The following is a 26,005-nucleotide window of genomic DNA, read 5'->3' as shown; positions in this document are numbered from 1 at the left end:
AGGGGTCGATCAAGAGAGAGGGCGCCATGCCAAACCCAACCGCCGCCATGCTGGTCATCGGAGACGAGATCCTGTCGGGGCGCACCCGCGACGCCAACATGTATCACCTGGCCGGGGAACTGACCAAGCACGGGATCGACCTGAAAGAGGTGCGGGTCGTCAGCGACGATGCCCCCGCCATCGAAGCGGCGGTCAAGGCTCTGTCCGACGGGTTCGACCATGTGTTCACCAGCGGCGGCATCGGTCCCACTCATGATGACATCACCGCCGACTGCATCGCTCGCGCCTTTGGCGACCATATCGACATCCGCGCCGATGCGCGCGCCCTGCTCGAGGCGCATTATGCCAAGACCGGGCTGGAGTTGAACGCGGCCCGCCTGCGCATGGCCCGTATCCCTGATAGTGCCACGTTGATCGACAACCCGGTCAGCACGGCGCCCGGTTTCACCATTCGAAATGTGCATGTCATGGCCGGTGTCCCCAGCGTGTTTCAGGCGATGGTCGCCAGTATCCTGCCGACACTGACCGGCGGTGAGCCGTTGTTGTCGCAGACCCTGCGCATCGACCGGGGCGAGGGCGATATCGCCGCCACCCTGACGCAGCTGGCCGAGGATTTTCCCGACCTGACCATCGGCTGCTATCCGTTCCAGATCAACGGCGCGTTCGGTGCCAATGTTGTGGTGCGGGGCACGAATGGTGCCCGGATCGACGCGGCAGTGACCCGGCTTGCGCGGGAGACCGCGCAATGACGCCTGACTGGTTCGCGGTGGTCGATGCGACTTGGCCCGCCGCCGACAGCCGGACAGACGGCACCCTGACCCTGCGCGAGGGGCGTGGCGGCGGCAAGCGGGTCTCTGCCGCCTCTGCCTCGGGTGCGGTTTCCGAGGTTCAGATCGATGCCGCCGAGGCCGCGATGCGGCAAATGGGTCAACCGCCGCTTTTCCAACTGCGCCCCGGTGACGAGGCACTGGATGCGTCACTGGCAGGACGCGGCTACTCCATCGTCGATCCGGTCAATATCTATGCCTGTCCCGTCACCCAGCTGACCGATACCCCGATCCCGCGTGTGACCGTCTTTGCCCTGTGGGAGCCGCTGGCCATCATGCGCGAGTTGTGGGCCGAGGGCGGCATCGGACCCGGACGGCTGGCGGTGATGGACCGGGTCACCGGGCCCAAAACCGGCCTGCTGATGCGGCATCGGGACAGGCCTGGCGGGGTGGCCTTTGTCGCCATCCATGAAGGGGTCGCCATGCTGCATGCGCTGGAGATTCCACCCCATCAGCGCCGGCAGGGTCTGGGCCAATGGGCGATGCGTGGCGCGGCCTTTTGGGCGATGGACAACGGCGCGCATACTCTTAGCGTGGTCTGCACCAAGGCGAACGAAGGCGCCAACGCGCTCTACCGCTCTCTCGGCATGGAGATCGTCGGAGAGTATCACTATCGCCTGCTGGAGGAGAAAGAAACCGCATGACCGACCAGACCCGCCCCACCGCGCTGGACCTGCCCATGGTGGACCCGTTACCGCCGGAAACGCAGAAATACTTCGATATCTGTGTCGAGAAGCTGGGCATGGTGCCCAATGTCCTCAAGGCGAACGCCTTTGACATTGCCAAGCTCAACGCTTTTACCGCGATGTACAATGACCTGATGCTGGCACCCAGCGGCCTGTCCAAGCTGGAACGCGAGATGATCGCGGTCGTGGTCTCGTCGATCAACAAGTGTTTCTATTGCCTGGTCGCGCATGGTGCTGCCGTGCGGCAATTGTCGGGTGATCCGAAACTGGGTGAAATGCTTGTAATGAACTATCGCGTAGCGCCGCTGGATGCGCGTCAGCGCGCGATGCTGGATTTCGCTGCCAAAATGACGACTGCCAGCGCCGAGATCGAGGAATCGCATCGTCAGGCCCTGCGCGATGTCGGCTTCACCGACCGCGACATCTGGGACATCGCCAATGTTGCCGGGTTCTACAACATGTCGAACCGCGTCGCCAGCGCCACGGCGATGGTGCCCAACGACGAGTATCATTCGCAATTCCGATGATCTTCAGGCTTGCCCTCTGCGCCGCGTTGGCGGCAACGCCCGCGCTGGCGCAGGAGTTGAGCCTGACCCTGCCGCAAGGCAGCCGGCAACTGACCGAGCGTATTCGCGCGCTTGACAGCTATGCCCTGCCGACCGGAGTAAACGGGGCCGAGGGGGTGCCTTCGGTCCAGCTCGAGGGGCGGATCGAAAAACGCACCTGGCGGATCAGCATCGGCTCCAAGACTACCTTGCAGGTTTTTGCCCCACTGCGTGACCAGATCCTTGAGGCTGGGTACGAGATCCTCCTTGATTGCCCCGCCGAGAACTGCGGCGGCTTCGATTTCCGCTTTGCGACCGAGGTGGTGCCCAGCCCTGACATGTATGTGGCGGTGCGTGACTATCGGTTTTTGTCGGCGATGCGCGGGGACGAGGCGCTGAGCCTTTTGGTCAGCCGCAATCCGCCCGATGCATATGTCCAGCTGATCCAGGTGTTTCCAGCCGGGTCGGTGGCGACCGATCCGGTCACGGTCGAGAAACCCGCTGCGGCGACGGTGCCGCTCGATCTTGCCGGGCGGTTGCAGACACGGGGCAGGGTGATCCTGTCGGGGCTCGACTTTGCCACCGGGTCGGATGCGCTGGGCGCCGGACCTTTCGATACGCTGGCCGAATTGGCACAGTTGCTTCTGCGGAACGGTGATCTGCGGTTGGTTCTGGTCGGGCACACCGATACGGTCGGCGGGTTGGAGCCCAATATCGAGTTGAGCCGAAAACGTGCTGTGGCAGTGCGCGCGCGACTCATTGAGGAATATGGCATCCCTGCCGAACAGCTTGCCGCTGACGGGGTGGGCTATCTCGCCCCGATTGCCAGCAACCTCACGCCCGAGGGCCGCGAGGCCAACCGCCGGGTCGAGGCGGTACTTCTGTCGCGATAGCCTGTCTCGGGTCACCAACCCATCGTCCGATCGGGCTCGTTTGCGCCCGGAGCGATATCAGTGCCGTGGATGCAGCGAACCGGGCAGATCATCCTTACCCCGAGGCGCCCTCATCTGGGCGGCAAGCCAGTTAGGACCGGCCAGAAACGGCTTCAGCAGCGGGTTCTTCTGCACATCCGCCTTGAACTTCTCGAACTGCATCACGTTGTCGATGCGGCGGTCAAGAAACGCCCAGGTTGCCTCGTGCGCCGGGCTCTCATCCCCCAACCAATAGAGCACGGTCGCCGAATAGACCGCCGATAGCGTTGCGCGTTTGGTATACCAGTTCACGTCGTCCGAGGTATCGCCCAAGGCGGTCCAGATCGCATCGCAGGTCTGCCAGATCGCCTTTGCCCCTTCGCCCGCATGGGCGGGCAGGGCAAAGAGGGTCACACCACGGCGCACCGCCTCTTTGTCTTCGACCGCCTCAAGCCGGAACCGCACCGCCGCCGCAATCCGGTCGCGGAATCGGAGGTCCGAGAGATCTTCGGAGGCCAACCGCTCCAGCATCGCCGCATCGCCCCGCGCATGATAGGCCAGCGCCAGATCGACCGCCCCACGCGGGCAGATGGCGCGGGCGAAATCCATGTCCAGCCCGGCATCCGCGACCGCCGCACGAAAGGTTTCCTCGGTCCAGCCGTCAAAGGCAACATGGGCCAGCGCCGCGTCCAGCAGGCGATTGCGGGCCTCTTCATAGGTCGGCGACATGGGTGATCTCCTTGTTCTGATCCCTATCTAGACAACTTGGTCCCGCTTTGCTATACGGCGGGCTCCTGCAAATCCTTGCAACTCAACTTAGAAAGGTGGTGAAAACCACATGCAGGTTAGTGTTCGCGACAACAACGTCGATCAGGCGCTTCGTGCCCTGAAGAAAAAGCTGCAGCGTGAGGGTGTCTTCCGCGAGATGAAGCTCAAGCAACATTTCGAGAAGCCGTCCGAGAAAAAAGCGCGCGAGAAAGCTGAAGCGATCCGCCGTGCCCGTAAACTGGCACGCAAGAAAGCACAGCGCGAAGGCATGCTCTAAGGCATTCGCTCTCGTCCGGCTTTGGATGACACTATTTGACGACCCCCGTGGCCCGGCCTCGGGGGTTTGTCGTTTTTTGGGATTTGACCGTTTTGTACGGGCCCCGGCTTCGCATTTCACCCGCTCTTGCTGCGTCGCCGCTGGCGCAAAGGACCTGACTCGCCGCGCGAGATTGGGCTAGGCTGGGCGCATTCGATCAAGGAGGCGCCGGATTTGGCGACGGACCCGCCAGAGTTCACATCCCGATTGCCTCGTTGGATAACGTGGTATCTTTATAATGGCTTGATTGGGGTCGATGAACGCGAACAACGCAAGCGGTTTGTGCTCAATATTGTTGGTGGGGTGGGAGCGGTTAGCAGCTTGTGCTTCGCCGTTTTCTACTACCTCTATGATCCAGCCGGCCTCTGGCCCGCATCAGCAACTTTGATCGCCGCAGCACTGTTTCTACCTTTTCTGCCGAAAACATACATTGTTCGCCCAGGGATTGGCGTGGCCTATTCAGGCTTGGTGGTTTGCTCAACATTCATGGTTTTGTCTTACTTTTTGGGTCGGGGCGCTGGCATCCACTACTACCTTATCATCTACCCGATCGTGGTTGTCTTCGCCGTCGGGCCCAGAAAGTTACTGCATATTTTCTCGGCAACGATCTTCGCGGTTTGCGGCTTCATTCTGTGTGATCTTTATTTCCTAGAACCCGGACTGGGCAGCGCTTCAGATGGCTTTATACAGTCGATGGCGTATATCTACAGCATTGCATATACTTTCGCCCTAATCGTCGGGGCCGGGATAATGTTCTTAACCCGCGCCGAACGCGCCGAAGACGCCCTCGAAGCCGAGCACGCCCGCTCCGAAGCCCTGCTCTACAACCTGCTCCCCACCGAGATCGCGGCGCGGCTCAAGGACGCCCCCGACCAGACCATCGCCGACAGTCTCGACCACACCGCGATCCTGTTTGCCGATATCGTCGATTTTACCCCGCGTTCAGCCCGGATGACGCCCGAGGAACTGGTGAGCTTTCTCAACCGTATCTTCTCGACCTTCGACCAACTGGCCGCGAAACACGGGCTGGAAAAGATCAAGACCATCGGCGATGCCTATATGGTCGCCGCCGGTCTGCCGCAGCCCGTCGACCGCCCCGTCCATCGCGTGGCCGAGATGGCCTTTGACATGCTGGATGCCCTGCGCGATCTCTCCGCCGAACTGGACGACACCATCGACATCCGCATCGGACTGCACGCAGGCCCCGTTGTCGCGGGCGTCATCGGCCACCAGAAGCTGTTCTACGATGTCTGGGGCGACACCGTGAACACCGCCAGCCGGATGGAAAGCCACGGCGCGGCGGGCCGCATCCAGGTCACCGCCGCCGCCCGCGCGGCGTTGCAGGACGCCTATGACTTCGAGCCGCGCGGGGCGGTCGAGATCAAGGGGATCGGAACGCTGGAGACATGGTGGCTGACCGCGCGCGGGGCGACTATCGCTGACGCATGACGCCGAGGCCGCGCCGGCGGACGATGCGGCGACCGCGCATCGTCTCGCGGAACAGGATCAGAAGGCCTGAGCCAACGATCAGCGAGAGCCCGATCCAGGTGGACATCACCGGCAGCACCCCGAACACCACATAGCCCCATAGCACCGCCCAGGGCAGATAGGTGTATTCGAACGGGGTGACGACGCTGGCCTCGGCCATGCGATACGCTTGGCTGAGCGCGAAGAAGCCGATGCCCGAGGTTACCCCCAGCGCCGCCAGCGCCAGCCAGTCCATCGGCGCGGGCGCGATCCAGTCGCGGTAGAGAAACGCAAGGCTGGGGTGCGGCGAGGCCGTTTCCAACCCCGAGAACACCAGCCCCAGCACGGTGCCGCCGAAGATATAGACCAACAGTGTCACCAGCGTCATGGTGCCGCCATTGGTGCGGTTGCCCAGACGCCGGGTGGCGATGATCGAGACGGCATAGAACAACGCCGCCGCCAGCGCCAGCAGGGCCGCCGGTTCGAATACCGCCGCCCCCGGTTGCACGATCACCAGCACCCCGGCCATGCCGAGAAGCACCGCCAGCCAGCGCCAGATGCCGATCCGCTCGCCCAAAAACAGCGCCGCCAGCAGGGTGACAAAGATGGGGGTGGAGAAGGTGATGGCGGCGGTCTCGGCCAGACCGATGGCGGCCAGCGCCATGTAATAGACGAGATAGGAGGAAAACGCCGCCACTGCACGGGTCAGTTGCAACGGCCATGAACCGATCTTGAGCGGCCAGAGCGAACCTTCGTAGCGGGCCATGGCAAGTGCGACCGGCAGGGCAAAGACCGAGCGCCAGAACACGATCTGATGCACTGCAAAATCGCTGCTGAGGCTTTTGATGATCACGTCCTGGATCGGAAAGATCGTGGTGGCGAGCAGCAGGAACAGGATACCTCTCAGCGTGGTTGCGCCCTCGGGCTGGTCCGCCCCCGCGGAGAGATTCGGATCGGCCGCGGTCATTGTGCATGTCTCCTGAGGTTACCGGCATAACGCCCCAGATCGAATCGCCGGTCTTGTCGCGGGGCGACAGGAGAGTCGCGAACCGGCCCTGTCCTGGCCGCCGGAGCCGGTTTTCTGCCGAACACAGGGCCATGCGCGCGCGACGCTCCGCCGGGTCCGGATACGGGGTGTTGGCCGTGCGCCTTCCCGCGCAGCGGATCGGCATCCTCTGGCAAGGCGGCGCCGCGAATCCCCCTTTGCAGCTGTCCGTCTATGCCGCCGCGCGCGCCTGCTCCAAGACGTAGCCACTCAACACAGCAACAGGACTTTTGACCATGTCACAGGCAAGTACTCTCGAAAGAGAAATGCTGGAACTTATCAATGACGAGCGGACATCGCGGGGATTGAACCCCGTCCAGCTCGAACTCAAGCTTAACGACGCTTCCGAAGATCACAGCCAGTGGATGCTGGACCGTGATGTATTCTCGCATACCGGCATCAATGGCAGCTCGCCCGGGGATCGTATCGAAAAGACGGGGTTCAAGTTCGAGGGCAATTCGATCTGGGCCGAGAATATCGCCTGGCAGAGCGAACGCGGTGCGCCGGGCCTGTCGGACGATGTGCAGAACCTGCATGAATCGCTGATGAACAGTCCCGGCCACCGGGCCAACATCCTCAACCCCGATGTGACCCTGGTGGGGATCGGGATCGAACGCGGCAACTTCGAAGGCTATGACGCCGTCATGGTGACCCAGAACTTTGCGCGCACCGACGCCGAGGTGGAACTGGATACAGGTGCGCCGACGCCCGAGCCCGAGCCGACGCCCGAGCCCGAGCCGACGCCCGAGCCCGAGCCGACGCCCGAGCCCGAGCCGACACCCGAGCCCGAACCGACACCCGAGCCCGAACCGACGCCGACACCCGAACCGGAGCCGACGCCGGAACCCGAACCGACGCCTGAACCCGAGCCGACTCCGGAACCCGAAAACGTTTGCGACGGGGGCGATGGGCCGGATCTGATCATTGCCGACAAGGCCGGTGGACATGCCCGTGGTAATGGCGGCAACGATATCATGATCGGTGGTCGCGGCATGGACATCTTCTGGGGTGATGCAGGCGACGACATCCTGATCGGTGGCCAAGGCAAGCACAAGCTTGCTGGAGGTGACGGCGATGACATGCTCTTTGGCGGCCGGGGCAAGGACATGCTCGCCGGTGGCAAGGGAGATGACTTCATAGCCGGTGGCCGCGGCAAGGACGTGATCGATGGCGGCGATGGCGACGACCTGATGCTGGGCGGCGCAGGGGCGGATACCTTCCGCTTCTCGATCGGCAAGGATGTTGCACGCGATTTCGGTGCAAGGGGGCAAGCCGATCAGATCGATCTGGTCAAGGCCGATGACATCGTCGTTTTCGATGACCTCAAGGCCAACCACCTGACCGAGGTGGATGGTGAGGCGGTGATCACCGATGCGGCGGGTAACAGCCTGACCTTGTGCGGTGTCCAGATGGACATGCTGGACGCGCAGGACTTCCTGTTCTGATCAATCCTCCCGCGGTGCCGGCTCCCAACAGGCCGGCACCGTGATCGGACCACGGAAGGCCCAGCCGCCGAACCGGGCCTCGCCATCCAGTGCGAGGCCCGGTAACCGCTTGAAGAGGAGCGGCAGCGCCACCTCTCCGATCAGCGCTTTTGATGCCCAGGCCCCGGCGCAGAAATGTGGCCCAGCGCCGAAGGAGATCGCCGGTGCGATATCCTGATCCAGATCGAAGCGGTCCGGATTGGTGAAAACGCTTTCGTCGCGATTGCCCGATCCGAACATCAGAAACACCCGGTCCTCGGGCTCCAGTGTGACGCCCTTCACCGTGGCGCGCTGCGCCACCCGGCGCGGCGACATGCCGATGGGCGAGATCCAGCGGGCATATTCCTCGAACGCGCGCAGCCAGGGCACCGCGCCCGACCGCAGCCGCGCCAGCGCATCCGGGTGGCTGAGCACTGCCCAGGCGGTGCCGGCAATGGCATCGCGCGGCTCGTTCTGGCCGCCGGATATGGCCAGCTTGATATTGGCGCGGGTCTGCGCATCGCTTAGACCCGCGCGGCGCTGAACCGAGAGCAGCGAATGGTCGGGTCTGGCATCCAGAACCGGGATCATCGCGTCGATATGAGCGTCGATCGAGGCGGTGCAGTCATGACAGCGCGCCTCGACCGCTGGATCGCCCGCGTAATTGGCGCAACCGTCGATCATGCCCTGACTCACCCGGTCCATCTCGGCGGCGGTCATGTTGGTCAGCCCGGTGATCGCCTTGAGCGCCTCGGCCGAGACCGGCATGGCATAGTCGCGCACAAGATCGCAGGCGCCGCGCGGCGCCAGATCGTCGAGCACCCGTTCAGTGGTGGCGCGGAACTGTGCGGTCCAGACCTGTTTCACCGTCTTGGGCGAGACGGTGGGAAAGATCGCCTTGCGCTCGGCCATATGGGCCTCGCCATCCTTGCGCATCATGTTCTGACCCATCAGCACGGTCATCAGTCCCTGCGGCTGGTCGGACGAGAATACCTCGATCCGCTTCTCCTGTTCGAATATGTCGTCGCGTCGGGTGATCAGCGTCGCGCCCAGTTGCGGCACATAGGCGATGGGTGTCTCGGCCCGCATCCGTTTCAAGTCGGGATAGGGATCGGCCCAAAAGGCGCCCGGGTCGATTTCATAGATGGGTGCGTCGGACATGGTTCCTCCGCCGGATAGAGTGACCTGCGCGCCGCGCCTTCGTCAACTGCGTCCCGCATCCCGCTTCTTTCTGGTTCGAAATACTCCGGGGGGAGCGCCGCAGGCGCGGGGGGCAGCGCCCCCTGCCCGGCCTATTCCAGCGCCTTGGCAAAGGTCGCGGTCAACCGTTCGTCCAGCATCGCATGCGGCGGCGCCGACGCGCCGTAGTGCAGCTCGGCCAGCGCCACGATACTGTTGAACAGCACCACCGAACCGCCTTCGGGCGCGGCATGAACAAAGAGCTTCTGGCAAAAGGCGTCGACGCCGATCGACGGGAACTTGGCCATCGCTACGCCACCCGGTGCCGGTCCGCCAAAGAGCAGCAGCACAGCGGGAGGCAGATTGACGCCAAGCGCTGTCGCCTCGGCGGTGAAATCGACCTCGCCGAACCAGACCGTATCGGATTGCGCCGCGACGATGGCGCGCAGGCGGGCAACGGTTTCGGGTACGTCAAGGGGGCTTTGCAGGGTGAGAATGCCGCAACCGGAGGCCAGACCTTCAGTCGGCACCGGCTCGACCCCGTCCGGCCCGTCAAGCGCGGGGACCAACGCAGCATCAAAGGCGGCCAGCGCCTCGGAATCGCCAACGCCATACCGACGTTTCAGGAAATCGCCGGATGTATAGATCACCTGCACCGCGCCCGCCTCGGCATAGGTCAGCGCCCGGAACGGCAGATCAAGCCCGGCGCTGAGTTTCTGCGCCAACAGGGCCGAGTTGACTGCGGCGTCCGAGAACAGATGGACTCGAGAGGGCGGCATCTCGACCCCCGCTTCGGCAGCGAGGCGGGCGTGGTCGATGTCGACAACCGGTTCAAGCCCAGCTCGGGTCACACCGGCTGCAATCTGTTCGAATGTCCGGTCCGCTGCCTCTTGTGCCGGCGCTGCAAATGCCGGCGTCACAAATGCCCCAAATGCCAATCCAACGGTGGCCACTGCGCTTGCCTGAAACTTGCTCGTTCTCCCGGTTTGATCGCTCCGATCTGCCTGTCGCGATGGCGCGCGACGACAAGGACATTCGAGGCAATGAAACGCTCTGGGTCAATAGACCTTTGGAACGTAAAGCTCGTCCGGCAGCACCTGGCGCTCGTAGTCGGGATTGTAACGGCGGTCGGGCAGCGTGACCTTTTCGTGCGGGATGTCCTCGTAGGGGATCTTGGACAACAGATGCTCGATACAGTTCAGCCGCTCGCGCTTCTTGTCGTTACCCTCGACAATGTACCAAGGCGCCTCGGGGATGTTGGTGCGCGCGAACATCTCTTCTTTTGCCTTGGTGTACTGTTCCCAGCGGATCCGGCTCTCCAGGTCCATGGGCGACAGTTTCCACTGTTTCATCGGGTCATGCACCCGCATGAGGAATCGCAGTTGCTGTTCCTCGTCGGTGATCGAGAACCAGTATTTCAGCAGGATGATCCCGGACCGCACCAGCATGCGCTCGAATTCGGGAACGTCCTGAAAGAACTGCTCCACCTGATCCTCGGTGGCAAAGCCCATCACCCGTTCAACCCCGGCACGGTTGTACCAGGACCGGTCAAACAGAACCATTTCCCCGCCCGAGGGCAGATAGGGCACGTAGCGCTGGAAATACCACTGGCTTTGCTCCCGGCGTGACGGAGCGGGCAGGGCGACCACCCGTGCAACACGGGGGTTCAGCCGCTGGGTAATCCGCTTGATCACCCCGCCCTTGCCGGCCGCGTCGCGGCCTTCCATGATGATCAGCACCTTGGCATTCGTGTGCTGGACCCAATCCTGCAACTTTATCAGTTCGGCCTGAAGCCGCAGCAGGTTGCGAAAATAGACCTGCCGGTCAAGCAGGTCGGGGCGCTGATCCTTGTAGATCCGGCGGATTTCCATCGACAGCATCGGCTCGCTGAATTCGATCTCGAAATCCTCGTCCAGCGAATCCTCCAATTCGGCCTCGAGCCAATCCAAGCTGGGGTCGTCGGATTCATGGGTCAAAATGCGCTCCTCTCAATACAGTTGATCTGTCTGCCCTTGCTGGGCGCGTATGACCCTTGCATGTCACAGACAGATGGCAATTTCGTTGCGGGAAATCAAAAACCGGCCACTGCTGGTGCAAGTATGCGCCTGCTCCTTGCGGATGCAAGGGTGCTGCAATGCTCAGACCGGTAGCGCCGTTGTCTTGAACACGGTACGAAGTGCGAACGAGCTTTGCATCTGCGCCACCCCGGGCAGGCGGGACAGGTGCTGACGGTGGATGCGGGCGAAATCCTCGGTGTTTTCGGCCACCACTTTCAGGATGTAATCCGCCGTCCCCGCCATCAGGTGGCATTCAAGCACATCGGGAATGCGGGCCACTGCCTTCTCAAAGGCGTCCAGCACCTCGTCGGCCTGACCTTGAAGGGTGATCTCGACGAAAACCGTGGTGGGCAGGCCCATCTTGCGGGCATCCAGCAGGGCCACGTAGTTGCGGATATAGCCCTCGGATTCCAGCCGCTGGACCCGCCGGTGACAGGCCGATGGCGACAGGTTGGCCTTGTCGGACAGTTCCGCATTGGACATCCGGCCCTTTGCCTGAAGGGCGGTGAGAATCTTGCGATCCGTCGCGTCGAGGCTCATCGGCGCACATCCTTTGCAACATCTGGCTCAAGCTTCGAATATTATCCTGAAAAATCTCCGAAAGGCGAGTGGACTTTCACAGAAATTGTTTCCCGTCTCTGCCACATAATTGGGCAGATTGCGAACGGAGGACGCAGAAATGAAAATCGGATGCCCCAAGGAAATCAAACCTCAGGAGTTCCGTGTCGGCATGACCCCGAATGCAGCGCGCGAGGCCGTCTCGCACGGGCATGAGGTCATCATCGAAACCAATGCCGGTGCCGGTGCCGGGTTCGACAACGCCGCCTATGTCGATGCCGGCGCACGGATCGTCGACACCGCGGAAGAGGTATTCGCCACCGCCGACATGATCGTCAAGGTCAAGGAGCCGCAGGCCATCGAGCGCAAGATGCTGCGCGAGGGCCAGCTGCTGTTCACCTATCTGCACCTAGCACCCGATCCGGATCAGACCCATGACCTGCTGGCCTCGGGCGCGACCTGCATCGCGTATGAGACTGTGACTGACCGCAACGGCGGCCTGCCGCTCTTGGCACCGATGTCCGAGGTTGCCGGTCGTTTGGCACCGCAGGTTGGCGCCTGGACCCTGCAAAAGGCCAATGGCGGTCGCGGCGTTTTGATGGGCGGCGTTCCCGGTGTGGGCCCGGCCAAGGTTCTGGTGATCGGTGGCGGCGTCGTCGGCACTCACGCGGCAAAGATCGCCGCTGGCATGGGCGCGGATGTGACCGTGCTCGACCGCTCGATCCCGCGCTTGCGTTACCTCGACGACGTCTTTGGCGGCACCTTCAAGAACAGCTTTGCCAGCGCAGGCAACACGATCGAACTGGCCCGTCAGGCCGACATGATCATCGGCGCCGTGCTGATCCCGGGTGCTGCCGCGCCCAAGCTGATCAGCCGTGCTCAGCTGAGCGAACTGAAGCCGGGCGCGGCGCTGGTTGACGTTGCGATCGACCAGGGCGGCTGTTTCGAAACCTCGAAGGCGACCACCCATCAGGACCCGATCTATGAAGTCGACGGCATCATGCATTACTGCGTGGCCAACATGCCGGGCGCGGTTGCGCGCACCTCGACCATCGCGCTGGGCAACGCCACCATGCCGTTCATGCTGGCCTTGGCCGACAAGGGCTGGAAACAGGCATGTGCCGATGACGTGCACCTGCTGAACGGCCTGAACGTACATGCCGGCAAGCTGACCTATGCGGCGGTCGGCGAGGCGCTGGGCCTGGATGTGGTCTCGGCCAGCCAGCTGGTTCAGTAACACGCCTGACAAACTGAGGGCCCGGTGGTCCTACTCACCCCGTCGACCTGCCATGGTCGGCGGGGTTTTCGTTTCGATCAGAACATGCCCATCGCCAGGCCTGCGCCCATCGCCTGACCCAGCTCGCGGCATTGGTTAAGTTCTGTTTCGGGAATGTGCTTGGGCGCCAGGATAGCCTCGGGCGTCTGCGCATGGGTGCACAGGATCAGCGGCGGCTGTACCTCTTTCAGGCGCCAGCCGGTGGCGATGCGCGCCACCTGCCGGGCGGCGTTCTGCCCGTCCGATCCGGCGCAGATCATCTGCGCATAGGCGCGCCCCTCGATCCGGCCCAGAACGGGGTAGTAGCAGCGGTCAAGGAATTCCTTCATCGCGCCCGAGATCGCCGCCAGGTTCTCGGGGCAGCAGAACACGTAACCACTGGCGCGCAGCAGGTCCTCAGGGCCTGCCGCCTGGGCTGTCAGCAGCGTTGTGGCCAACTCGCCCTGCGCGCCTGCGGCGCAGGCTTCGGCCATCTGGCGGCTGCCGCCGGTGCGCGAGTGATAGACGATCAACAGCTCTGCCATAGCTCACACCCGATGATAGGGGCTGCCGACCAGGATGGTCGCGGCTCGGTAAAGCTGTTCGGCCAGCATCACCCGAACCAGCATATGCGGCCAGACCATCGCGCCGAAAGAAATCGAGAAATCCGCCTCGGCCCGCAGGCCGGGGTCGATCCCATCGGCGCCGCCGATCACCAGCGCCAGATCCTGACGGCCCGTGTCGCGCCAGTTGGCCAGCCTGTCAGCGAAATTGGGAGAGGATAGCTGCTTGCCGCGCTCGTCCAGGGTACACAGAACCGCGCCTGTCGGCAGCGCCTTGCGCAGCACTGCGGCCTCGGCGCCCATGCCGGCGTTCTTCTTGTCCTCGACCTCGATCACGCGCGCGGGCCCCAGGCCCAGCGCGCGACCGGTCCTGTCGAAACGGGTCAGGTAGTCGTCGATCAGGGATTTTTCCGGTCCGGCCCGCAAACGGCCGACCGCAAGGATGCTGACGCGCATGGGTCATTCGCCCAGCGGCCCCGAAAACGGGGCCGATCAGACGCCTTTAGTTGGCCGATGTCTTGGCGCCCTGCGGCACCCACATCTTTTCCAGCTGATAGAATTCGCGCACTTCCGGGCGGAAGATATGCACGATCACATCGCCGGTATCGATCAGCACCCAGTCGCCGGCATCCTTGCCCTCGATCTTGGAGTTGAGGCCGAAATCTTCCTTCAGCCGCTGCACCAGCTTCTCGGCCATGGCCGAAACCTGACGGGTCGACCGGCCCGAGGCGATGACCATGTAATCGCCCATCGAGGTCTTGCCCCGCAGATCGATCTGCACGAGGTCCTCGGCCTTGTCATCGTTGAGGGATGTGAGAATACGCTCCAGCAGCTGTTCGCTGGTGTAACTGCCTTGGGCCATCATCGCGGCCCCTGCATGGGCGGGCATGGCCGCCTCTGTATGAGGTAACAGGACATCGTCCTCCTATAGGGCGCGCCGACCGATCCCCGGCGCTGGGTCAGGTAGAATTTAGCAACCCATCTGTGACTTTTCAATGAACCGCCATACGGTATGCATGGTACTGGGGTCAATCGGCACCACCCTGTCCGGCTGCCAGGGCAGGCCCGACCGCATCCTCCAGCATTCGCACCTCGCGTTGTGGGAAGGGAATCGAAATGCCCTCGGCCTGGAACGCATCCCAGAGCGCCAGGAAGACATTGCCGCGAATATTGGTCAGGCCGGCGGTCGGATCGGTGATCCAGAAGCGCAGAACGTAGTCGACGCTGCTGTCGCCGAACCCAACGATATGGCAGACCGGGTCACGCCCACTTCCGGCCAGGACCCGCCCGACGGACCGCGCGGCGGCAATGGCGACCGCGCGCACCTTGTGCGGGTCGTCGCCATAGCTGGTACCAAAATTCAGGTCGAGCCGGACATACTGGTCCGAATGCGACCAGTTCACCACCTGGCTGGTGATCAGATCCTCGTTCGGGATCAGGTATTCGCGCCCGTCCCGCGTGACCACCGAGACATAGCGCGCGCCCAACGCGTTGATCCAGCCAAAGGTCTCGCCCAGCGAGATCACGTCCCCCGGTTTGATCGAGCGGTCCATCAGGATGATGATGCCCGAGATTAGGTTTGACACTACCTTTTGCAGGCCAAAGCCGATGCCGACACCGATCGCACCGGACAGAAAGGCCAGCCCGGTCAGGTCGAACCCCAACGTGCGGATCGCCACGATAAAGACCCAGCCATACAGCAGCACCTGCACCGCCTTGGCCAACAGCACCTGCATCGAGGGCGAGATATCGTCGTTGCGGGCCAGCGCATTAGACGCCCCCTGCGACGCCAGCCGCACCAGTACCAGCAACGCGCCGACCAGCAGCACCGCCTTCATCACTCCCAGTACCGAGATATGCAGCGCTCCGATCTCGATCGATATGCCATCGAGGAAGCGGGCTACATCGTCGGTCAGGTTCAGTGCCACCAGCGTGGCATAGACCCACATCGACCAGCGGAACACCAGCCGGATGGTGCGATTGCGCACCGCCCGCGCCACCAGCGCGATCACCAGCAGCGCCGTGGCCAGAGTCGCCACCACCCCGATCACATAGCTGCGCGAAGGCCAGGTCATCTGTTGCATGACCAAATAGGTCAGCCAGCTCAAAGCCACGAAATAAAGCAGCGACAGCCGCCGCATCAGCAGCACCAGCGTTCTGAGCCGCCACTTCGGCCAGCCCTCGCGCGAGCGGGCCCAGGCATCCCAGTGGGTGCGCGTCAGCAGCGAAAGCAGCAGCGCTGCGCCGATCAGCAGCGCGATGATCAGCAACTGATACTGGCGCCAGCCGGGCGTCAGGAAAAGACCAACCAGCCTGTGCCCCTCGGTCAGCAGGGTCGCGATCAGTTCGTCCAGCGTGGCCGGGAGAATGTCTTCGTTCATATATAGGCTCCGCCGCCAGCTTGGCAGGCTTGTCGCGGGAAACGCAAGACCTTGCGAGACTCGGGGCGGCCATGTATCTGGACAGCATGACACCCCACGACGCCCTGACCATGGACCTGCAAGACCGCGCCCGCCTGCGCGAGCGGTTCTTTGGCGCGACCCGTTCGGTCCTCGCCCGCCTATAGGCCGGGTGCAGCCACGTCTTTACAGCCATTTCTCTAAAACGGGAGAGGACACATGTCCCCCAAGACACTCTATGACAAGATCTGGGATGCCCATTTGGCCCACGAGGCCGAGGACGGCACCTGCCTTCTCTATATCGACCGCCACCTCGTGCACGAGGTGACCAGCCCGCAGGCCTTCGAAGGTCTGCGCATGGCGGGCCGCAAGGTGCGCGCCCCGGAGAAGACCATCGCGGTGCCCGATCACAACGTGCCCACCACCGAGGGTCGCGAAGACCCCGCGCAAATGACCGAGGAAAGCCGCATCCAGGTGCAGGCGCTCGACAAGAACGCGCGTGATTTCGGCATCCACTATTACCCGGTCTCGGACATCCGTCAGGGCATCGTGCATATCGTCGGTCCGGAACAGGGCTGGACCCTGCCGGGCATGACCGTCGTTTGCGGCGACAGCCACACCGCCACCCACGGCGCATTCGGCGCGCTGGCGCACGGCATAGGCACCTCCGAGGTCGAGCATGTTCTGGCCACCCAGACGCTGATCCAGAAGAAATCCAAGAACATGAAGGTGGAGATCACCGGCAAGCTGAACCCGGGCGTCACCGCCAAGGACATCACGCTGGCCGTGATCGGCAAGACCGGCACTGCCGGTGGCACCGGCTATGTCATCGAATATTGCGGCGAAGCGATCCGCGATCTCTCGATGGAAGGCCGCATGACCGTCTGCAACATGGCCATCGAAGGCGGCGCCCGCGCTGGCCTGATCGCGCCCGACCAGAAGACGTTCGATTACGTCCAGGGCCGCCCGCACGCGCCCAAGGGTGCCCAGTGGGAAGCCGCGCTGAACTGGTGGAAAACGCTCTATTCCGATGACGACGCGCATTGGGACAAGGTGGTGACGATCAAGGGCGAGGATATCGCCCCCGTTGTGACCTGGGGCACTTCGCCCGAGGACGTTCTGCCGATCACCGCGACCGTCCCCAACCCCGAGGATTTCAAAGGCGGCAAGGTCGAGGCCGCGCGCCGCTCGATCGAATACATGGGTCTGACCCCCGGCCAGAAACTGTCGGATATCGAGATCGACACCGTCTTTATCGGATCCTGCACCAATGGTCGGATCGAGGATTTGCGCGCTGCCGCCGCGATCCTGAAAGGCAAGAAGATCAAGGACGGTATCCGCGCCATGGTCGTACCCGGCTCGGGCCTTGTCCGCGCCCAGGCCGAGCAAGAAGGTATCGCCGACATCTTCAAGGAGGCCGGTTTCGAATGGCGCCTTGCGGGTTGTTCGATGTGCCTGGCGATGAACCCCGACCAGCTGGCACCGGGCGAGCGTTGCGCCGCGACCTCGAACCGCAACTTCGAGGGTCGTCAGGGCCGGGGCGGACGCACCCACCTGCTCAGCCCCGCGATGGCCGCCGCTGCGGCAATCACGGGAAAGCTGACGGATGTGCGGGAAATGATGTAGGCTTCGCTCATACTTCATTTCTAGGGAGAGAATGAAATGAGTGACTGGCTGAAACTGATGTTGCTGGGCCTGTTGTCGGTCGTGTTCGGGATTATCATCCTGGGCGCGCCGGTGATGGCTTCGGTGGCAATCACCACCCTGACCGGGATCATGCTGATGATCGGTGGCGGGCTTCAGGTTGTGGGCGGGTTCACCGTCGAAGGGGCGGGCAACAAGATCCTGTCGATCATCATGGGTATCATCATGGTGTTCCTCGGCTGGTCGTTCCTGTCGAACCCGCTGGAAGGCACGCTGACGCTGGCCTCGGTTGTGATGATCCTGTTTGCCGCTGGTGGCATCGCCCGGATCATCTTGTCGTTCCAGATGCGCGGCACCAGCCTGTTCTTGCCGACACTCATTTCCGGCATCCTGTCGCTGGGCCTTGCCGCCTATGTCATGGCGAATGCGGGGGTCGGTCTGGCGCTCAGCCTCCTTGGTATCCTGATGGGTATCGAGATGCTCTTCAACGGCTTCGGCCTGATCTTCGCCGCGCTCTTCGTGCGCGGCGCGGGGAAACACGCGTAACCGGGGTCACAGGACCGAGGACTGTCCGTCCAAGCCTGTGACTCTTTGAAACTGGATCGGGCTGCGCACACGCGCAGACCCGATCCTCAATCAAAGATATAGCGCCCGCATCAAACCCGGGCCCGAACCAGGAGACTGGATATGGACAAGTTCGAAAAACTTCAGGGCATCGCCGCGCCGATGCCGCTTATCAACATCGACACCGACATGATCATCCCCAAGGTGTTTCTCAAGACCATCAAGCGGTCTGGCCTCGGCGTGAACCTGTTCGACGAGATGCGCTATAATGCCGACGGGTCCGAGAACCCCGATTTCGTGCTGAACAAGCCTCAATACCGCGACGCCGAGATCCTCGTCGCCGGCGACAATTTCGGCTGCGGTTCGTCGCGTGAACATGCCCCTTGGGCGATCAAGGATTTCGGCATCAAATGCGTGATCTCGACTTCGTTCGCCGACATCTTCTTCAACAACTGTTTCAAGAACGGCATCCTGCCCATCGTCCTGCCGCAGGAGCAGGTCGATATGCTGATGAAGGATGCCGAGAAGGGCGCCAATGCCCGCATGACCGTGGACCTGGAAGCGCAAGAGATCACCACCTCGGATGGAGAGGTGATCCCGTTCGAAGTCGACGCCTTCAAAAAGCACTGCCTGCTCAATGGCCTCGACGATATCGGTCTGACCATGGAGAAGGCGACGGCAATTGATGCGTTCGAAGCGCAGGCGGCACAGTCGCGTCCCTGGGTCTGATCCCTTTTCGATCGCTTAACCGCGGGGCTGTATCCGGTTGATACAGCTCCGTTTTCAGTTCTAGAACCAGTTTTGCATCGCTCATTAGTGATCGCGGATCGCACAACCACAAAATGTGGTCACCTCGGATAACTTGCCAAAAAATTACACCATCTCTGATGCAAGAAGGCACCAGTTAAGCCATGTTTTTGCCTTAAATCGGGGGTCTCGTGACTCGGTGACTTGAGTGAATGGCCGAATAACGGCACAAATGGGGCCAAAATGAGGCACTCCGCCCAACCGGGTGGACTCAAGTTGGAACAAAGGCTCGGCAACGCATCGGCCTGTCCAGTTTGAAGGGATCGGACAGTGATTGCACGCATCACAGGCGCGGCTCTGCGCGGAATCTTGGTGGCGCTTGTCGTCGTGATTCCGGCGCTCTATTTGCCCAGCGCCGCCACGACATCGACCGAGATCGTCGTCCTTCTGGCGATCCTCGGTTTTGTGCTGACCTTTGCCGAGTACAACTCGACCTTTCCCAGCTTCATCGAGTTCAGGGACGCGCCACCGCTGAACCGGATGCGTTTCATTGCGCTGATGACGATGATCACCTTTCTGACCCTGATCTGCAAAGAGAGGGTCGAGCCCAGCAATGTTACTGCGCTGTTCTCTGGCTTTGGACTGATCATCGCGAATATGGCCGATTTTCCCTACTCGCCGGTGCGGCTGGTGGTATTGATGCTGCCGGCGGGGGCCGCCCCAGAACTGATCTATGACGTGCGCGTAGCCGCTGCCGTGGCCTATGCGATCGCGCTGCTGACGGTTCTGGCCTTCTGGTTTGCGGTGCGGATACGTGGATGGCCTACCGGAAACGGCGCCTTCAACGTCTGGATCAACCTGCCGCTGTTCGACCCGACTACGGGCGGCGATGTCGTCGCGCGCCTGCAACGTGACGGCCGGATCAACATGATCCTGGGCGTGCTGTTGCCATTCTTCATCCCTGCCTTGGTCAAGATGGCCTCGGACCTTTTCGACCCGATCAGCCTCTACAGTCCGCAAACGCTGATCTGGACCATGAGCGCCTGGGCGTTTCTGCCTGCCTCGATGATCATGCGCGGGCTGGCTATGATGCGTATCGCCGAACTGATCGAGGAAAAACGCCGCCGGGTCTACTCCAACGCCGAGGCGATGCAGACCGCATGATCCGACTGGCCGCCCTGGTCTTGTGCCTGCTGCCCGTTGCGGCTGCGGCCGAGACACTGCGGGTGGCGACATTCAACACGGAACTCAGCCGCAAGGGTCCGGGCCTGATGCTCCGCGATATTTCCGGTAGCCGTGACAAGCAGGCCGCGGCGGTGGTCTCGGTGATCGCTTCTGCCCGCCCTGACATCCTCGCACTCCAGGGGGTCGATTGGGATCACGAAGGCCGGGCGCTGGATGTGCTGAGTGCGCGGTTGGCGGCAGTTGGGTGGGATATGCCCTACAGCTTTGCCGCCCAACCCAATAGCGGGCTTGCAACTCGTTTGGATCTGGATGGTGACGGTCGCAGCGGTGGCCCCGGTGACGCGCAAGGCTATGGCCGCTTTACCGGTCAGGGCGGCATTGCGGTGTTGTCGCGCCATCCGATTGCGCAGGACGGGGTACAGGATTTCTCGACGCTGCTTTGGCGCGATCTGCCCGGTGCCCTTTTGCCACAGGTCGCGGGCCGACCCTTTCCGTCGGTCGAGGCGCAGGCTGCGCAGCGTCTGTCCTCCACCGGGCACTGGCTGGTCCCGATCGACACGGGTCAGGGGCGGATAACGCTTTTGACCTATCAGGCCGGGCCGCCGGTCTTTGACGGGCCCGAAGATCGCAACGGGCTGCGCAACCGGGACGAAACTCGGTTCTGGCAGCTGTTGCTGGATGGGGCAATTGGTGAAATGCCTGCCCTTCCCTTTGTCCTTGCCGGGGGCGCCAATCTGGACCCGCAGGATGGCGAGGGCCACCATGGTGCCATCGAAACACTTCTGACCGACCCCCGGCTACAGGACCCGGCGCCAGTAAGTCCCGGCGCCGCCAAGGCGGGTTCTCAGGGCCACAGGGGTCCGGATGCACAGGACACGGTCGATTGGCCGGCTATAGGCAGGTTCCGGGTCGATTACGTGCTGCCTTCGATCCATTGGCGCGTGACGGGATCGGGTGTGGTCTGGCCGACGCGGGAGGATCCGAGCGCAGGCCTGGTGTCACAGGCGAGCCGCCACCGCCTGGTCTGGGTAGACCTGATCCGCGAGTAGCTCGGCGGGGATCGCAGAAGCAAGCGCTTGCTCGAACGGTGTTGGCACAAACGCTGTCAGAACCTTTGCAAACGCCGCCCCGTCCAGACTGTGCGGTGTGTTCCAGAGATAGCGCATTTCCAGCAGCGAACGCGCCATCGGCCAGACGGGCCGGGCGAGATGCAAGGGCAGCCAGTTCATGCGCTTGAGCGTGAAGCGCCGGCCCGTCACCTGTTCCAGTTCCGCCGCTATCTGCCGACCTGTCAGCGTGTAGCCGGGATAGGTAAGATCGCAGAACACCGGCAGCGTCTCGCGCTGCTGGGACAGGGTAACGGTGGCGCGGGCAAGATCGGGAAGATATGCCCAAGCATGCGGAATATCGGGATTGCCCGGATAGGTGAGCCGCCCCATGTCGAGCCGCTTGATCATCACCTGATCGAACCAGTTGCCCGAGGCGCAGGTATCCAGAAAATCGCCCGCGCGTAGCAGGATGGTGCGAACGCCCGAGTCGCGATAGGCGGCCTCCATGTCGATACGAATGCGGCCCAGCGGGTTGGTCGCGGCATGCGGGCTGTCGGGCCCCCAGGGTGCAGGTGTGTTGGGGCCGAAGACATAGACATTTCCGGGAATGATCACCGTGGCGCCCGTTGCCCGCGCTGCCTTGATCACCCGCGCGTGCAGGCCGGGGACCGTAGCGGCCCAGTCGGGATAGGGCGGGTTCCAGGCGTTCACGATCACATCCGCACCGCGCGCGGCAGCGTCCAGATCGTCGCGCTTTCGGTCGAACGGGCGCACTGTCCAACCCGCTCGTCCAAACGCCTCGGCCGCGTTGCGCCCGAACCGGCCCGAGGCCCCGAGAACAAGAACTGTCTGTGTCATGCTGGCTCTCCTATCACTGTTCATACTTAGATAAGCATTCAAATGAATGGAGAGAATTGCCCAAAACCGCAGATCATGTATTCATTGATGAATGGATGAACTCTCGGATATTGGCGACTGGTCCCTGATCCAGAGCTTTCTGGCGGTGGCCGAGACCGGCTCTCTGTCGGCGGCGGCACGGCAGCTGGATCGTAGCCAGCCCACCCTGGGCCGACATGTGCAGGCGCTGGAACTGGCGTTGGGCCTGTCGTTGTTCGACCGGCATGCGCGCGGCCTGAAGCTGAGTGACGAGGGCGCCCGAATCCTGCCGCTGGCACAGCAGGCGCATCGGGCGATGACGGCGATCTCGGTCACCGCGGCCGGGCAATCGCAGTCGCTGGCGGGTACCGTGCGCATCACCGCCTCGGTCTTTGCCTCGCATCATATCCTGCCACCGATCCTGGCGGATATCCGGGCCGCAGAACCCGCGATCGAGCTGGAGCTGGTGCCCAGCGACACCACCGAGAACCTGCTGTTTCGCGCCGCCGATATCGCCGTGCGCATGTACCGGCCCCGGCAGGTGGATATCGTTGCCCGCCATATCGGTGACGTGCCGCTCTGTGCTTGCGCCGCCACCAGCTATCTGGCGCGCAAGGGCCGTCCCACGCGGGCAGAGGATCTGCTCGATTTCGATCTGGTTGGCTATGACGCGGACCCGATCATCGTCAAGACGATGCAGGCGCTGGGCTGGCCGGTGACGCGGCACAGCTTTGCCATGCGCTGCGACAATCAAAGCGCCTATTGGCAGTTGATCCGGGCCGGGTGCGGCATCGGTTTTGGGCAACGCAGCATCGTCGCCGCCGATCCGCTGGTCGAGGTGCTGCCCTTTGACCTGCCGGTGCCGCCGCTCGAAATGTGGCTCGCCGCACCGCAGGCGATGCGGCTGACCCCCCGAATCCGCCGGGTCTGGGACCTATTGGCCGCAGGCTTGCTGGTCGCACCCCTCTGAATCCCGTTTTCCCATGTCAGGACAGCGCGGACCACCCACGCCACATTGACCGCCCGCCTCTGGCGCGCTAGGGCCATTGCGACGAAACGCAAGGAGAGTTCCATGTCCAATCCCTCGCTCCTCATCCTGCCCGGTGACGGAATTGGCCCCGAAGTCATGGCCGAAGTGCGCAAGATCATCGGCTGGTTCGGCGACAAGCGCGGCCTGAATTTCGACGTCAGCGAGGACTTGGTCGGCGGTGCCGCCTATGACGTCCATGGTGTGCCGCTGGCGGACGAGACCATGGCCAAGGCGCAAGAGGTCGATGCCGTGCTGCTGGGCGCCGTGGGCGGCCCGAAATACGACGATCTCGATTTCAGCGTCAAACCCGAACGCGGCCTGCTGCGCCTGCGCAAGGAGATGGACCTGTTCTCCAACCTGCGTCCGGCCCAGTGTTTCGACGCGCTGGCCGATTTCTCGTCGCTGAAAAAGGACATCGTTGCCGGTCTGGATATCATGATCGTGCGCGAGCTGACCTCGGGTGTCTATTTTGGCGAGCCGCGCGGCATCTTCGAAGAGGGCAACGAGCGGGTGGGCATCAACACCCAGCGCTATACCGAAAGCGAGATCGAACGGGTCGCACGCTCGGCTTTTGAGTTGGCGATGCGCCGCAGCAAGAAGCTGTGCTCGATGGAAAAAGCCAACGTGATGGAATCGGGCATCCTGTGGCGCGAGGTGGTGACCCGCGTGGCCAAGGAGTATCCCGAGGTCGAACTCAGCCACATGTATGCCGACAATGGTGCCATGCAGCTGGTCCGCGCGCCGAAACAGTTTGACGTGATCCTGACCGACAACCTGTTCGGCGACATCCTGTCGGACTGTGCCGCGATGCTGACCGGCAGCCTTGGCATGCTGCCCTCGGCCTCGTTGGGCGCACCGATGGCCAATGGCCGCCCCAAGGCGCTGTACGAGCCCGTGCACGGCTCGGCCCCCGATATCGCCGGTCAGGGCAAGGCCAACCCGATCGCCTGTATCCTCAGCTTTGCCATGGCGTTGCGCTACAGCTTTGACCAGGGTGCCGAGGCCGACCGCCTTGAAGCGGCAGTCGAACAGGTTCTGGCCGACGGTGTGCGCACCGCCGACCTGCTGGGCGAAGAGGGCGTGACCCCGGTTTCGACCACCGAAATGGGTGCCGCGATCCTGGCGAAGTTGGACGCCAGCCTTTAATCCGTTTCTGCCCGCGGCGGCGCGTCTGCCGCGGGCAATCGTGCCGCCGCTGCGCGGTGGTAATGCGCCACCCGTTCGGCATGGTGCAATACCCGGTCCAGCCAGCGCATCGCGTCGGTATGGGCAAAGACCTGATCCAGCGCAAACAGCCCCGCATGTTCGCCCAGCATCATCGCCCGGCGATGGCGCTTGCGTCGCGCGGCGATCAAGAGACGCAACCGCTCCAGCCGCTTTCCTTCGGGCACCCCGCCCACCGCCCCGCCAGATCGCCGCAGCGCCGACCCGGCCCCAAGGGCAGAGCGCCGCAATAACCTGTCATGCAGCAGGGTGTCGATATTGCCGGTCTGCCGCGCCCGATCCAGCAACCGGGTCAGATGGTCGATCTGGTGCAGGATGTCCGAAAAGGTTTCGATATCCTGAGCGCGATCGGGTGGCAGCCGGATCTCGGACAGAAAGGCGCGCAGATCCTCGAGCGCGCGCGCGCACGGCGTCAGTGCCGCGATGGGCCGGTAATCGGGTGCGGGGGATAACCCGGCACCCAGAGCGAGAAACAACCGCTCGGCAATTGTCCGCGCGCCGGACTGCGCTGCCAGCAACGCGGCGTTTGCGTCTTTGAGCAGGCTGCGGTCGGCAACGAACAGCTGTTCGGTCTCGCGTTCGGGCAAGAGCTGCGCCACCAGCCCGGCAAAGCGCTCGGTCAGCGGCAGAAACAGCGCGGTTCCAACCAGATTGAACCCGGTGTGAAAAATCAGCAGAACACTCAGATCGTCACCCAGCTGCGTTGCGCCATCGAAGACCGGGCGCAGCAGAAGCAATGTGGGAAAGGCCAGAACCGAGGTAACGATGTTGAAGATCAGGTTGGCCAACGCGGTCTGTCGCATCGGCACCGAGCCACCGGTCGAGGCCAGAACAGCGGTAAAGGTGGTGCCGATATTCATGCCGATCACGATTGCGGCTGCCTGCAACAGCGTGATCGCGCCCCCCGACAGCATCACCAGCGCCAACGCCATCGCCGCGCTGGACGATTGCATGACGATGGTCACCGCTGCCCCCAATCCCACGAGCAGGAGCAATCCTCCGGGTCCGCTTCCCGGCAGGCTCTCGGGCGTCAGAAACGAAGTCAGGTCGCTTGCCCCCGATTGCATCAGGTCGAGCCCGATCAGTAACAAGCACAATCCCGCGACCGTGCGTCCGGCCCGTGCCAGCGGTCCACGCGCCAGGAGATCGGCAAGTGCTGCCGGAAACAACAGCAGTAGCGCCAGATTGCCAAGCTTGAGCTTGAAGCCCAGCAGCGACACCAACCAGCCGGTTGCGGTCGTGCCGATGTTGGCCCCGTAAAGAATGCCCAACGCCTGCGGCATCGTCATCAGCCCTGCCCCGACAAATCCCACCGTCATGACTGTCGTGGCACTGGAGGATTGCACCACGGCCGTCGCGGCGGCGCCGGTCATCACACCGCGTAGCGGGGTGGTGGTGAACCGCGTCAGCACGCCGCGCAACTGACTGCCCGCCGCATCGCGCAAGGCAGTTGTCATCAACTCCATTCCCAGCAGGAACATGCCGATGCCACCAATCAGGTAGAAGAGATTTCCGACCATTTCCTGAGCTCTCCGGACCCGCAGTCTTGCCAATGATTGGCGCCGGGACAAGTCGATGTTTTTCAAACTGCTGCGGTGGAATCCCTCTTGCATGTCGCAGAGGGCGGGTATAGATCACCCGCCACGG

Annotated in this window: 28 protein-coding genes; 16 read left to right on the top strand and 12 right to left on the bottom strand. The window is 63.0% G+C overall.

Annotated elements, in window-relative coordinates; translation table 11 throughout:
* The first annotated feature begins 26 nt into the window (after nucleotides 1–26).
* Genes AC2FNA_RS16770 through AC2FNA_RS16755 form a run of 4 tightly spaced genes read left to right on the top strand, consistent with a single transcriptional unit; the run spans nucleotide 27 to nucleotide 2,951 of the window.
* On the top strand, nucleotides 27–749 hold the full coding sequence (locus AC2FNA_RS16770) for a competence/damage-inducible protein A (protein ID WP_496828649.1): 723 nt from the start codon (nucleotides 27–29) through the stop codon (nucleotides 747–749).
* Nucleotides 746–1,471 carry a GNAT family N-acetyltransferase gene (locus tag AC2FNA_RS16765; protein WP_496828464.1) on the top strand — a complete coding sequence of 242 codons (726 nt, stop codon included), beginning with the start codon at nucleotides 746–748 and terminating at the stop codon, nucleotides 1,469–1,471. The genes AC2FNA_RS16770 and AC2FNA_RS16765 overlap by 4 nt, the downstream gene beginning before the upstream one ends.
* Nucleotides 1,468–2,040, top strand: a complete 573-nt coding sequence (locus AC2FNA_RS16760) for a peroxidase-related enzyme (RefSeq protein WP_496828462.1) — start codon at nucleotides 1,468–1,470, stop codon at nucleotides 2,038–2,040. The genes AC2FNA_RS16765 and AC2FNA_RS16760 overlap by 4 nt, the downstream gene beginning before the upstream one ends.
* Nucleotides 2,037–2,951, top strand: a complete 915-nt coding sequence (locus AC2FNA_RS16755; RefSeq protein WP_496828460.1) for an OmpA family protein — start codon at nucleotides 2,037–2,039, stop codon at nucleotides 2,949–2,951. The genes AC2FNA_RS16760 and AC2FNA_RS16755 overlap by 4 nt, the downstream gene beginning before the upstream one ends.
* 57 nt (nucleotides 2,952–3,008) lie before the next feature.
* Here the strand turns inward: AC2FNA_RS16755 and AC2FNA_RS16750 are convergent, their stop codons facing one another.
* A complete protein-coding gene (locus AC2FNA_RS16750; protein WP_496828458.1) occupies nucleotides 3,009–3,698 on the bottom strand; it encodes a COQ9 family protein in 690 nt (229 codons plus the stop codon).
* 109 nt (nucleotides 3,699–3,807) lie between these two features.
* Here AC2FNA_RS16750 and rpsU point away from each other — a divergent pair, with 109 nt between their 5' ends.
* Both rpsU and AC2FNA_RS16740 read left to right on the top strand, forming a co-directional pair.
* Nucleotides 3,808–4,014, top strand: coding sequence for a 30S ribosomal protein S21 (rpsU, locus tag AC2FNA_RS16745; RefSeq protein ID WP_008207378.1), 207 nt, complete (start codon nucleotides 3,808–3,810; stop codon nucleotides 4,012–4,014).
* Nucleotides 4,015–4,140: 126 nt separating this feature from the next.
* Nucleotides 4,141–5,502, top strand: coding sequence for an adenylate/guanylate cyclase domain-containing protein (locus AC2FNA_RS16740; protein ID WP_496828456.1), 1,362 nt, complete (start codon nucleotides 4,141–4,143; stop codon nucleotides 5,500–5,502).
* Here the strand turns inward: AC2FNA_RS16740 and AC2FNA_RS16735 are convergent.
* Complete coding sequence (locus AC2FNA_RS16735; protein ID WP_496828454.1) at nucleotides 5,486–6,487, bottom strand: DMT family transporter; 1,002 nt, start codon at nucleotides 6,485–6,487, stop codon at nucleotides 5,486–5,488. The two genes, AC2FNA_RS16740 and AC2FNA_RS16735, sit on opposite strands and share 17 nt — an antisense overlap.
* 344 nt (nucleotides 6,488–6,831) lie before the next feature.
* Here AC2FNA_RS16735 and AC2FNA_RS16730 point away from each other — a divergent pair, with 344 nt between their 5' ends.
* Complete coding sequence (locus AC2FNA_RS16730; protein ID WP_496828452.1) at nucleotides 6,832–8,010, top strand: CAP domain-containing protein; 1,179 nt, start codon at nucleotides 6,832–6,834, stop codon at nucleotides 8,008–8,010.
* On the opposite strand, the gene AC2FNA_RS16725 is transcribed toward AC2FNA_RS16730, so the two are convergent.
* The 4 genes from AC2FNA_RS16725 to AC2FNA_RS16710 form a co-directional block, all read right to left on the bottom strand.
* Nucleotides 8,011–9,189: a cytochrome P450 gene (locus tag AC2FNA_RS16725; RefSeq protein ID WP_496828450.1), complete on the bottom strand. Its 1,179-nt coding sequence runs from the start codon at nucleotides 9,187–9,189 to the stop codon at nucleotides 8,011–8,013.
* Between the two features lie 131 nt (nucleotides 9,190–9,320).
* Nucleotides 9,321–10,127: a DUF302 domain-containing protein gene (locus AC2FNA_RS16720; protein WP_496828448.1), complete on the bottom strand. Its 807-nt coding sequence runs from the start codon at nucleotides 10,125–10,127 to the stop codon at nucleotides 9,321–9,323.
* Nucleotides 10,128–10,265: 138 nt separating this feature from the next.
* Nucleotides 10,266–11,183, bottom strand: a complete 918-nt coding sequence (gene ppk2, locus AC2FNA_RS16715; protein ID WP_496828446.1) for a polyphosphate kinase 2 — start codon at nucleotides 11,181–11,183, stop codon at nucleotides 10,266–10,268.
* 162 nt (nucleotides 11,184–11,345) lie between these two features.
* Nucleotides 11,346–11,804 (bottom strand): Lrp/AsnC family transcriptional regulator, encoded by a 459-nt coding sequence (locus AC2FNA_RS16710; protein WP_234142369.1) that lies wholly within the window; start codon nucleotides 11,802–11,804, stop codon nucleotides 11,346–11,348.
* A gap of 139 nt (nucleotides 11,805–11,943) precedes the next feature.
* Between AC2FNA_RS16710 and ald the strand changes: the two genes are divergently transcribed.
* A complete protein-coding gene (gene ald, locus AC2FNA_RS16705) occupies nucleotides 11,944–13,059 on the top strand; it encodes an alanine dehydrogenase (RefSeq protein ID WP_496828444.1) in 1,116 nt (371 codons plus the stop codon).
* A 77-nt stretch (nucleotides 13,060–13,136) separates the two neighbouring features.
* Here the strand turns inward: ald and AC2FNA_RS16700 are convergent, their stop codons facing one another.
* The 4 genes from AC2FNA_RS16700 to AC2FNA_RS16685 all read right to left on the bottom strand — a co-directional run bounded on the left by AC2FNA_RS16700 (nucleotide 13,137) and on the right by AC2FNA_RS16685 (nucleotide 16,021).
* Complete coding sequence (locus tag AC2FNA_RS16700; protein ID WP_496828442.1) at nucleotides 13,137–13,622, bottom strand: flavodoxin family protein; 486 nt, start codon at nucleotides 13,620–13,622, stop codon at nucleotides 13,137–13,139.
* A 3-nt stretch (nucleotides 13,623–13,625) separates the two neighbouring features.
* A complete protein-coding gene (gene rlmH / locus AC2FNA_RS16695; protein ID WP_496828440.1) occupies nucleotides 13,626–14,096 on the bottom strand; it encodes a 23S rRNA (pseudouridine(1915)-N(3))-methyltransferase RlmH in 471 nt (156 codons plus the stop codon).
* 46 nt (nucleotides 14,097–14,142) lie between these two features.
* Complete coding sequence (gene rsfS, locus AC2FNA_RS16690; protein WP_496828438.1) at nucleotides 14,143–14,529, bottom strand: ribosome silencing factor; 387 nt, start codon at nucleotides 14,527–14,529, stop codon at nucleotides 14,143–14,145.
* 139 nt (nucleotides 14,530–14,668) lie between these two features.
* Entirely contained in the window at nucleotides 14,669–16,021 is a 1,353-nt protein-coding gene (locus AC2FNA_RS16685) for a mechanosensitive ion channel family protein (protein ID WP_496828436.1), read from the bottom strand.
* Nucleotides 16,022–16,107: 86 nt separating this feature from the next.
* Here AC2FNA_RS16685 and AC2FNA_RS16680 point away from each other — a divergent pair, with 86 nt between their 5' ends.
* The 6 genes from AC2FNA_RS16680 to AC2FNA_RS16655 all read left to right on the top strand — a co-directional run bounded on the left by AC2FNA_RS16680 (nucleotide 16,108) and on the right by AC2FNA_RS16655 (nucleotide 21,228).
* Complete coding sequence (locus AC2FNA_RS16680; protein WP_496828435.1) at nucleotides 16,108–16,206, top strand: isopropylmalate isomerase; 99 nt, start codon at nucleotides 16,108–16,110, stop codon at nucleotides 16,204–16,206.
* Between the two features lie 52 nt (nucleotides 16,207–16,258).
* Nucleotides 16,259–17,665 (top strand): 3-isopropylmalate dehydratase large subunit, encoded by a 1,407-nt coding sequence (gene leuC, locus AC2FNA_RS16675; protein ID WP_496828433.1) that lies wholly within the window; start codon nucleotides 16,259–16,261, stop codon nucleotides 17,663–17,665.
* Nucleotides 17,666–17,701: 36 nt separating this feature from the next.
* Entirely contained in the window at nucleotides 17,702–18,229 is a 528-nt protein-coding gene (locus tag AC2FNA_RS16670; protein ID WP_496828432.1) for an HdeD family acid-resistance protein, read from the top strand.
* A 141-nt stretch (nucleotides 18,230–18,370) separates the two neighbouring features.
* Nucleotides 18,371–18,976, top strand: a complete 606-nt coding sequence (gene leuD, locus AC2FNA_RS16665; RefSeq protein WP_496828430.1) for a 3-isopropylmalate dehydratase small subunit — start codon at nucleotides 18,371–18,373, stop codon at nucleotides 18,974–18,976.
* A gap of 348 nt (nucleotides 18,977–19,324) precedes the next feature.
* Entirely contained in the window at nucleotides 19,325–20,158 is an 834-nt protein-coding gene (locus AC2FNA_RS16660) for a hypothetical protein (protein ID WP_496828428.1), read from the top strand.
* Nucleotides 20,155–21,228: an endonuclease/exonuclease/phosphatase family protein gene (locus AC2FNA_RS16655; RefSeq protein WP_496828426.1), complete on the top strand. Its 1,074-nt coding sequence runs from the start codon at nucleotides 20,155–20,157 to the stop codon at nucleotides 21,226–21,228. Before AC2FNA_RS16660 ends, AC2FNA_RS16655 begins: the two co-directional genes overlap by 4 nt.
* Here the strand turns inward: AC2FNA_RS16655 and AC2FNA_RS16650 are convergent.
* A complete protein-coding gene (locus tag AC2FNA_RS16650) occupies nucleotides 21,178–22,086 on the bottom strand; it encodes a Rossmann-fold NAD(P)-binding domain-containing protein (protein ID WP_496828424.1) in 909 nt (302 codons plus the stop codon). The two genes, AC2FNA_RS16655 and AC2FNA_RS16650, sit on opposite strands and share 51 nt — an antisense overlap.
* Nucleotides 22,087–22,177: 91 nt before the next feature.
* Here AC2FNA_RS16650 and AC2FNA_RS16645 point away from each other — a divergent pair, with 91 nt between their 5' ends.
* Together AC2FNA_RS16645 and leuB are read left to right on the top strand one after the other, a co-directional pair.
* The gene (locus tag AC2FNA_RS16645) at nucleotides 22,178–23,074 is read left to right on the top strand and encodes a LysR family transcriptional regulator (protein ID WP_496828422.1); all 897 of its coding nucleotides are present in this window, start codon (nucleotides 22,178–22,180) and stop codon (nucleotides 23,072–23,074) included.
* 102 nt (nucleotides 23,075–23,176) lie between these two features.
* The gene (leuB, locus tag AC2FNA_RS16640; RefSeq protein WP_496828420.1) at nucleotides 23,177–24,280 is read left to right on the top strand and encodes a 3-isopropylmalate dehydrogenase; all 1,104 of its coding nucleotides are present in this window, start codon (nucleotides 23,177–23,179) and stop codon (nucleotides 24,278–24,280) included.
* Here the strand turns inward: leuB and AC2FNA_RS16635 are convergent.
* A complete protein-coding gene (locus AC2FNA_RS16635; protein WP_496828418.1) occupies nucleotides 24,277–25,878 on the bottom strand; it encodes a Na/Pi cotransporter family protein in 1,602 nt (533 codons plus the stop codon). The two genes, leuB and AC2FNA_RS16635, sit on opposite strands and share 4 nt — an antisense overlap.
* Nucleotides 25,879–26,005: the final 127 nt, after the last annotated feature.

It is taken from the genome of Ruegeria sp. YKSD163 (genome assembly GCF_059612905.1).
This window is presented reverse-complemented; position numbering and strand designations above follow the sequence as displayed.